This is a genomic window from Pedobacter sp. Leaf41 (assembly GCF_001422545.1).
In the GTDB taxonomy this organism is placed as follows: Bacteria; Bacteroidota; Bacteroidia; order Sphingobacteriales; family Sphingobacteriaceae; genus Pedobacter.
In genome coordinates this window covers 747,344-757,445 of sequence record NZ_LMLE01000006.1, presented here as the reverse complement: position 1 = coordinate 757,445, position 10,102 = coordinate 747,344, and the positions used below count along the sequence as shown (strand labels likewise).

At 41.2% G+C, this 10,102-nt stretch carries 1 protein-coding gene and 3 pseudogenes (1 of these 4 only partly in view); all 4 read right to left on the bottom strand.

What is annotated here, in order from left to right:
* Positions 1-1,424 (bottom strand): annotated as a pseudogene (locus tag ASE92_RS21730) (tandem-95 repeat protein); the annotation flags it as partial.
* Position 1,425: 1 nt separating this feature from the next.
* A pseudogene (locus ASE92_RS21725) lies at positions 1,426-1,798 on the bottom strand (tandem-95 repeat protein); the annotation flags it as partial.
* 1 nt (position 1,799) lies between these two features.
* Positions 1,800-2,123: pseudogene (locus ASE92_RS21270) on the bottom strand (cadherin-like domain-containing protein); the annotation flags it as partial.
* 42 nt (positions 2,124-2,165) lie between these two features.
* Positions 2,166-10,102: part of a Calx-beta domain-containing protein coding region (locus ASE92_RS21155; RefSeq protein ID WP_235527335.1), annotated on the bottom strand (this coding region is incomplete at its 3' end). The annotated region continues 20,566 nt past the right edge of the window; the window shows 7,937 of its 28,503 annotated nt.

Sequence of the window (10,102 nt, the reverse complement as noted above, 5' to 3'; positions counted from 1 at the left end):
ACTGTTGCGGTGTTATTGGTTTCTGCTGTTCCCGATACATCGCTTACATTTATGCCGTTCAGCGATTTCGCGTTCACCGTAGCGGTATTGCTCACCGTACCCAGGTCTTTATCGGCCTGCGTCAAGGTGTACACCGCTATATCTGAAACCGTTGCCCCCGGAATTAAACCGCCCGCAACGGTGATTGCCTTACCTGCGATTCCCAGTTTGGCATCAGTCAGAGTGATCGTGTTCAAAGTAACCGGACCGGTATTTTTSATGGTAAAGGTGTAGSTTACCTTATTTCCGCTGAAAGCTGCTGTTTTRAYMAGCGCAATCGATGGATTAACGCTAAAGCTTGTTACCGTAGGCGTATCATTGTTTTCTGCGGTTCCGGAAATATCGCTTACCGAAAGGTTGGCAGGCGTTCTGGCGCTTACGGTTGCAGAGTTGGTTACGCTTCCGGCATCTTTATCAGCCTGTGTCAGCTGATAGGCAACGCTTTCGGTAGCTGTTGCCCCCGGAGCGAGATTGCCCGATAAGGTCCTGTTCAACCCGAGTTTTGCATCCACCAAAKTGATCACATGCAAGGTTACGTTTCCTGTATTTTTGATACTGAAATTATAGCTGATGCTATTGCCGTCTGCACTCACCACACCTGTTTTCACCAATGTAATGGTCGATGCCGGAGCGATAACAGTAACCGTTGCATCATCCACCTCTGGTGTAGCCGGGTTATCAGATTTTGATTTAGTTACGGCATTTCCGTTCGGATCATTTGCCGTAACGCTCGCCTGGTTGGTAAACGATCCGTTGTTAACATCTGAAAGCGTAACGGTATGGCGGGCGGTAACGGTTGCACTGGCGCCCGGAATCAGGTTGGCAATACCTGCAGGAGTTATCGAACCCACATCAGCACCTGCATCTACAACAGTGATATTGGTTAGATTAACATTGCCCGTATTGGTTACCACGATGTTATAGTTGATMACATCGCCGRCTTTGCTTACCGTGTTGGTCGCCTGTTTTGTTAAACCGATTGACGGAGCGGCAACAAGCGTTACGTTCACCGGAACTGTTATAGTAGCTGYACCGCCCTTGCCATCGCTTACGGTAATGGTGAAGGAATCATTTCCTACATAACCTGGTTTTGGTGTGTAGATATACGTTCCATCTGCGTTAACGGTAACAGTACCGTTTGCTGGGGCAGTACTCAGCGTAAATGTTAGGGCATCGCCATCTACATCACTCGCCGTAACAACACCGGTTTTAGGTGTATTTTGTGGCGTAGCAATGGCTGGTGCAGTGGCTACCGGAACATCGTTGACCGGAGTTACCGTTACACTGATGGATACCGTGGTTGTTCCGCCTTTGCCATCGCTTACTGTTACTGTAAAACTGTCCGTTCCGTTGAAGTTGGCGTTTGGCGTATAGGTGTAGGTTCCNGAGTTACCGTTACACTGATGGATACCGTGGTTGTTCCGCCTTTGCCATCGCTTACTGTTACTGTAAAACTGTCCGTTCCGTTGAAGTTGGCGTTTGGCGTATAGGTGTAGGTTCCATCTGGTCTTACCACCACCGTTCCGTTTGTCGGAGCGGTTGTCGTGGTAAACGTCAATGCATCGCCATCGGCATCAGTAGCTGTGATCGTTCCATTAACTGGAACATCTTCAGCTGTGGTGATTGCCGGAGCGGTAGCCACCGGAGCGACATTGGTTTGGGCAACGTTTACATTGACCGTTACTGTCGCTGTTCCGCCTTTGCCATCGCTTACTGTTACGGTGAAACTGTCCGTTCCACTGTAACTGTTGTTAGGTGTNGGAACTTCTGAAACAGAGGTTACTCCAGACATCATTTACCACCGGAGCAACATTGGTTTGGGCAACGTTTACATTGACCGTTACTGTCGCTGTTCCGCCTTTGCCATCGCTTACTGTTACGGTGAAACTGTCCGTTCCACTGTAACTGTTGTTAGGTGTRTAGGTAAATGTTCCATTAGGATTTACCACAACAGTACCATTTGCCGGAGGTGTTCCTGTTGTGAAGGTTAAAGGATCGCCGTCAACATCAGTTGCGGTAACCTGACCACTTATCGGCGTATTTTTATTGGTGCCAACGGTTATCAGAATAGCCGCTACCGGAACATCATTGACCGGAAAACCCTATCTACTCATCAGAGAAATCANCGGAGGTGTTCCTGTTGTGAAGGTTAAAGGATCGCCGTCAACATCAGTTGCGGTAACCTGACCACTTATCGGCGTATTTTTATTGGTGCCAACGGTTACCGGAGTAGCCGCTACCGGAACATCATTAACCGGAGTTACCATAACATTGATTGTAACCGTTACTAATCCACCTTTACCATCACTTACTGTTACCGTAAAACTATCCGCTCCGTTGAAGTTAGGTCTAGGCGTGTAATTATAAGTTCCATCTGCATTTACGATAACCGTTCCATTAGTTGGTACAGTAGTTAAAGCATAAATTAAGAAATCCCCATCGGCATCGCTTGCCGTAATTACACCAGTTTTAGGTGTATCTTCTGCTGTAGTAATAGCAGGTGAAGTTGCAACTGGCACATCATTAAAACCAGTAATTGTTACAGGAATTGTAACCGTTACCGTTCCGCCTTTACCATCGCTTATTGTTACAGTGAAACTATCTGTTCCATTAAAGTTTGCATTAGGTATATAAGTATAAGTCCCATCTGCATTAACTACTACTGTTCCATTTGCTGGTTTTGTTGTTACGGCATAAGTTAACAGATCGCCATCTACATCATTTGCAGTTATTACACCAGTTTTAGGCGTATCTTCTACTGTTGTAATAGCTGGTGAGGTTGCAATTGGTGCATCATTTATTCCTGTTACTGTTACCGTAATGGTTACTGTAACCAAGCCACCTTTACCATCACTTATTGTTACGATAAAGCTATCTGTTCCGCTAAAGTTTGGCTTAGGCACATAAGTATAAGTACCATCAGGATTTATTACAACTGTTCCATTTACAGGTGCTGTAGTAACGGCATAAGTTAATGGGTCTCCATCTACATCAGTGGCGATAATTGTTCCATTAACTGAACTATCCTCATTTGTAGTTATACTTTGTGGAGTTACCACTGGAGCATCATTTACCGAAGTAACCGTTACTGGAATTGTTAAGGTTACTGTTCCACCTTTACCATCACTAACTTTTATTGTGAAGCTATCTGTTCCGTTAAAGTTAGCATTTGGTGTATAAGTGTAAGTTCCATTAGTGTTTAACACCAATGTACCATTAACTGGGGCAGTGGTAACAATATAAGTTAATAAATCACCATCTGCATCACTTGCAGTTATTGTTCCATTAATTGAAACATCTTCATTGGTTGTAATACTTGGTGCACTTGCAATTGGCGTACGATTATCTCTAATGTTTACAGTTGCAGGTGTGGCACTAGCTATAATTAACGGATTATTTGTAGCCACTAGCATTGTTAAAATAACCGTTTCATTTCCTTCATTCAATATATCATCCAATACCGGCACAGCCAAAATAATAGTTGTTTGTCCTGCCAGGATGGTTGTTGTTGTACCAATGTTAGTGTAATCTAATCCGCTTGTTGCTGTACCACTTATGGCGTAAGTAATTTGCGTATCAGTTGTTGAAACGTTACTTAAAGTAAATGTAAACTGTCCAGGTGTTGCAGGTTCTGCTCCATCTGCCGATGCAGTTACTGTTACCGTTGCATTTGTGGCATCAATAATAGAAATAGTTGCTGCTGTATTATCTACCGTTACCGAAGAGTTAGTTGCAGTAAGTGTTACAATAACCGTTTCATTACCTTCAGTAATCGCATCAACCACTGTTGGGATGGTAATTGTTCCAATAGTTGAGCCGGCAGGTATTGTAATTGTTTTGGTTACAATCGTGCTGTAGTCGCTTCCTTCGGTAGCTGTTCCGCTTACGTTATAAGTAATTTGTGTATCAGTAGCTGATGGTTTGCTTAATGTTACTGTAAATGTTCCATTAATCGGGCCAGCTTCATTTCCATTTATTCCTGTTGTGACCGTTGCAACTGAAGCATCATTATCTACAATTGTTGTTAAAGCATTACTTGTGCCGATGGTTACTAAACCACCTGTTACGCTAATTAATCTTCCAGTGAAGGTTTCATTTCCTTCCAACAAGTTATCATCATTAATAGAAACTGTAAATGTTAATGTTGCTCCTGCTGCAGCACCGGCTGGGAATGTTAGTGTTCCACTTGTTGCTGTGTAATCTGCACCAGCCAATGCTGTTCCATCTACTGTGTTATAAGCGACGGTAACCGCATTCTGAATAGCCGAACTTAAAGTAACCGTAAATGTAGCGGTTGCATCAGCTTCATTAATAGTTGGCGAAGTTGAAATACTAACTGTTGCCGTATTGTTATCTGTAATGTTTATCGATGCCGAAACATTACTAATTGTAACTAATGAACTATTAGCAGAAACCAATCCAGCAATCACGGTTTCTGTTCCTTCCACTATAGCATCTGCCAATACTGGAATAGTAATGGTCGCTGATGTTTGTCCGGCTGGGATAGTAATTGTCTTAGTTACGATTGGCGTATAATCATCTCCCTCGGTTGCCGTACCATTTAAATTATAAGTTAAAATGGTTGGCGTTGCAGACGGGTTATTCAACGTTACCGTAAATATTCCGTTAACTGAACCATTTTCTGCTCCATTTACACCAGCGGTGATGGTGGCAATTGCTGAACCACTATCTGTAATATTTACAGTTGCTGGTGTTGGATTTGCAGTTATCGATAAGTTATTAGTTGCAGGATTTAAAGTTAATATTACGGTCTCATTCCCCTCAATTATGTTATCGTTTAACACAGGAACAACAACTTTAACTGTTGTCTGGCCGGCCGGGATTGTTATTGTATTATTAATTGTTGTATAATCTAAACCGCTGGTTGCTGTTCCGCTGATTGTATAACCTACTTGCGTATCAGTGGTAGACACATTACTCAAAGTAAAAGTAAATTCACCAGTGGTAGACGGTTCAGCTCCATCAGCCGAGGCGGTTACTGTAACGGTTGCATTTGTATTGTCTATAACATTTATACTTGCAGGCACATTACTTAATGCTACCAATGGATTATTCGATGCAGTTAGAGTAGCAATTACTGTTTCAGTGCCCTCTACCTGAGCATCAGTTAATACAGGAATGGTAAAGGTTGCAGAAGTTTGTCCGGCTGGAATGACAACTGTTTTGGTTGTCATTGTGCTGTAATCTGTTCCCTCCGTTGCTGTGCCACTTAAAGTATAGGTAAATTGCGTATCAGTTGCTGCCGGACTGCTAATAGTTAACGTAAATACGCCACTTACTGGCCCATTTTCATTGCCTGATGTACTAGCAGCAATTGTTGCGATTGATGAATCATTATCAGTAATGGTAACAGTAGCCATTCCATTATCAATGGTTACCAAGCCACCTGTCACATTACTTAGGATACCGTTGAAAGTTTCATTAGGCTCAGCAATGTTATCATCTATAATTGGAACAGTGAAAGTTAGGCTAGAACCTGCTGCAGAACCCGCTGGGAATAATAATGTTCCGCTGGTAGCTAAGTAATCCAATCCTGCAATTGCTGTTACGTTTGATGTTTGATAATCTACACTGAAAGCCGCTTGTACCGCACCACTTAAGGTTACCGTAAATGTTGCAGTTCCAGCTGCTTCATCAACATTGGTTTGTACCACAGAAACACTTGCGGTTACTGAATTATTATCAATGATGTTAATCGTAGCCGGTGTACCATTTACATTTATTTTCGGATTATCAGTGCCAGTTAAGGTAACCACTACCGTTTCTACACCTTCCACAATTGCATCAGCTACAACTGGAATGTTAATTATTCCTGTTGTTTGACCTGCTGAGATCGTAATTGTTTTTGTTATCGATGTATAATCATTACCCTCCGTTGCAGTACCAGCTACTGTAAATGTAACTTGAGTTGGTGTAGATGATGGACTACTTAAAGTTACTGTGTAACTTCCAGGAACCTGACCATTTTCATTTCCATTTACACCTGCTGTAATTGTAGCAAACGCAGCATCATTATCGGCAATAATAGTCACTGTAGCCGATCTTGTACCAAGTGTTACAATACCTCCTGTTATATTACTTAAAGTTGCGTTAAACGTTTCTGATGGTTCGACTAAATTATCGTCATTTATTGGCACTGTAAATGTTAAAGTGGTGCCAGCAGCTGAGTTGGACGGGAAAGTTAATTTCCCACTAGTTGCCACATAATCAACTCCTGAAGTTGCCGAACCGTTTGTTGTTACGTAATCAACTGTAAAGCCATTCTGCACTGCTTTGCTTAAAGTTACTGAGAATGTTGCTGTACCTGCATTTTCGTTAATTACAGGCGTTGTGGCAATATTAATTGTGGCAACATCTTCATCTAAAATTTGGATGGTTACCAAAGTATTACTCACTGTTATCGCAGGATTACTAGAACTAGTTAAGTTTGCAATAATCGTTTCTGAACCTTCAGCAATTTGGTCTTCCAATACAGGAATAATTATAGTAGCAGTTGTTTGACCAGCAGGAATTACAATAGTTTTTGTAATTGCGCCATAATCTGCGCTTTCGCTTGCTGTTCCTGATAAGGTAAATGTTAAAGTTGTTGATGTTGATGATGGTTTAGTTAATGAAACATTAAACGCACCACTTACCAAGCCAGTTTCACTTCCATTGGTACCTGGTGTAATTGTAGCTATTGCAACATCGTTATCTGCAATAGTTACAGTCGCCGGACTCACGCCAATTGCAACATCTGCACCTACAACGTTACTTAATCCAACTGTAAAGTTTTCAGCGTTTTCAATCAAATTATCATCAATTACAGGGATGGCTACCGTTAGAACCGTTCCTGCTGGAGAATTTGCAGGAAATGTTAATGTTCCGCTGGTTGCGGTATAATCTAAACCTGCCAATGCTGTTCCGTTTGCAGTGGTGTAATCTACTGTAAAGCTATTTTGAACAGCAATATTTAAAGTTACAGAAAGTGTAACTGTTCCAACAGCTTCTGTTACGCTTGCCGCATTGATAGCGATACTTACGTTGGCAGTATTTGCATCTAAAATATTTATACCAGCTGAAGCAGTATTAACACTAATTGCTGGGTTATTCGAAGTTCCCAACGTGGCAACTACTGTTTCTATGCTTTCTGCAACAGCATCTACAATTACAGGAATAGTTATCGTTGCTGTAGTTTGCCCAGCAGGGATAGTAATTGTTTTGGTTGTTATGGCAGTATAATCACTTCCTTCTGTTGCAGTACCACCTAATGTATAGGTTATAGCTGTTGGTGTTGATGAAGGATTACTTAATGTTACAATAAATGTTCCATTAGCCGGACCAGATTCATTACCATTTGTACCCGCAGCAATGCTTGCAGTAGCGATATCATTATCTGTAATGGTAACAGTTGCTGTTGCATTCGCAATGGTTATTGCACCTCCAATTACATTACTCAAAGTTGCACTGAAAGTTTCAGCAGCTTCAACAATGTTATCATTATTAATAGGCACTGTAAATGTTAAAGTTGCGCCAGCTGCGGAGTTATCTGTGAATGTTAACGTTCCAGTAGTTGCACCATAATCTAATCCTGCAGTTGCAGTAATGTCTACGGTAGCATAATTAACAGAGAATGAATTTTGAACAGCTGTATTTAACGTTACCGTAAATGTTGCTGTTCCTGCATTTTCGTTAATTGTTGGCGTGGTAGAAATACTAACTGTTGCCGAATTATTATCTAAAATATTTATGCTAGCCGGAGTACTGTTTGTGGTAATGGCAGCATTTTTAGATGAAACTAAAGCTATTACGACTGCTTCAGTTCCCTCGACAATTGCATCTGTTATCACTGGGATAATAATTGTTCCGGTAGTTTGACCTGCTGGAATAGTAATTGTTTTAGCGATTAGACTATAATCAGCACCTTCTGTAGCAGAACCGCCGGTGGTATATGTAATTTCAGTATCAGTTGATGATGGATTACTTAACGTTACCGTAAATGTGCCACTTACATTTCCGTTTTCATTACCGGTTGTTCCTGCTGTTATTGTCGCAACTCCGGTATCATTATCAGTAATATTTATAGTGGCAAGAATTGTACTTGCAGTAATTGCAGTATTATTTGTTGCAGCTACCATAGTTAAAACAACTTTTTCTATTCCTTCTACAATGTTATCTTCCAATACTGGCACCTGAACTGTAGCTGTTGTTTGTCCTGCCGGAATAGTTACTGTAGTACCGATTGAAGTATAGTCAGCTCCACTTGTTGCCGTTCCATTTACCGAATAAGTAATTTGAGTATCAGTTGTAGAAACATTACTTAACGTGAAAGTAAACTGACCTGCAATAGTTGGCTCTGCACCATTTGAAGTAGCGGCTACCGTTACCGTTGCAAGTGTATTGTCAACAATATTGATACTTGCTGGCGTATTACTTACCTTTACCAATGTTTGGTCTGTACCTGTTAAAGTAATTTTAACTGTTTCGTTTCCTTCTACAATTGCATCGCTTAGTACAGGAATTGTAATCGTTCCAGTAATCTCTCCTGCCGGAATTGTGATTGTTTTAACAATTGTTGTGTAATCGCTTCCTTCAGTAGCAGTTCCGTTAACTGTATAACTAATTACTGTTGGCGTTGTAGATGGATTACTTAATGTTACAGTGAACGTACCATTTCCCGGTCCGTTTTCATCTCCTGCAATACCTGTTGTAATGGTTGCAATTGCAGTATCGTTATCAGTAATATTTACTATTGCTGGTGTTGTGTTAGCAGTAATTGCATTATTGCTTGTACCAGAAAGCATAGTTAATGCTACATTTTCTAATCCTTCAATTAGGTTATCGTCTAAAACTGGCACTTGTACTGTTGCAGTTGTTTGTCCTGCCGGGATAGTTACCGTTGTTCCAATTGAGGTGTAATCCAATCCGCTTGTTGCTGTTCCATTTACCAAATAAGTAATTTGCGTATCCGTAGTTGATACATTACTCAACGTGAGAGTGAACAATCCAGCTGTTGTTGGCTCAGCCCCATTTGTGGTAGCTGCAACGGTTACTGTTGCAGTAGTATTATCAACAATGCTAATGCTAGCAGGCGAATTACTAAAGGTTACCAATGGATTTGCAGATGCAGTTAAGGTAGCAATCACCGTTTCAGTTCCTTCTACAATTGCATCAGCTAAAACCGGAATTGTAATTGTTCCAGTCGTTTGTCCTGCCGGAATAGTAATTGTTTTAGTAACGATGTTACTGTAATCAGTTCCCTCAGTTGCCGTTCCGCCCAAGGTATAAGTAATCTCCGTTGGTTGAGATGATGGATTACTTAAGGTTACAATGTAAGTTCCACTAATTAATCCGTTTTCATTACCAGTTGTACCAGCTGTAATTGTAGCAATTGATGTATTACTATCACTAATATTTAAAGTTGCTGGAGTGGTGTTGGCACTAATTGATGTATTATTAGTATTGGCAACCATCGTTAATATTACCGTTTCTAATCCCTCAACGATGTTATCTACTATTACTGGCACTTGTACAGTTGCAGTTGTTTGCCCTGCCGGGATGGTTACTGTTGTTCCGATTGCAGTATAATCCAGGTCGCTAGTTGCAGTTCCGCTTACCGCATAAGTAATTTGGGTATCAGTTGTAGCGACATTACTTAAAGTGAAAGTAAACAATCCAGGTATCGAAGGTTCAGCACCATTAGTGGTGGCTACAACGTTTACGGTTGCTGTTGTTTGATCTATAATATCAATGCTTGCTGTTTGGTTAGGTACTGTTGGTGTAATTGTTACCACCGCACTATTTGTAGCAACAAGTGTAGCTACTATGGTTTCAACACCTTCAACAATCACATCTGTTTTTACAGGAATAGTAATTGATCCGGTTGTTTGCCCTGCCGGGATGATGATGGTTTTGGTATCAATAGCAGTATAATCATCTCCTTCTGTAGCCGTACCACCGAGTGTATACGTAACAACAGTTGCGGTTGATGATGGATTGCTTAAAGTAACGGTAAATGTGCCGTTAACTGGTCCATTTTCATTACCTACAATCGCTGGTACAA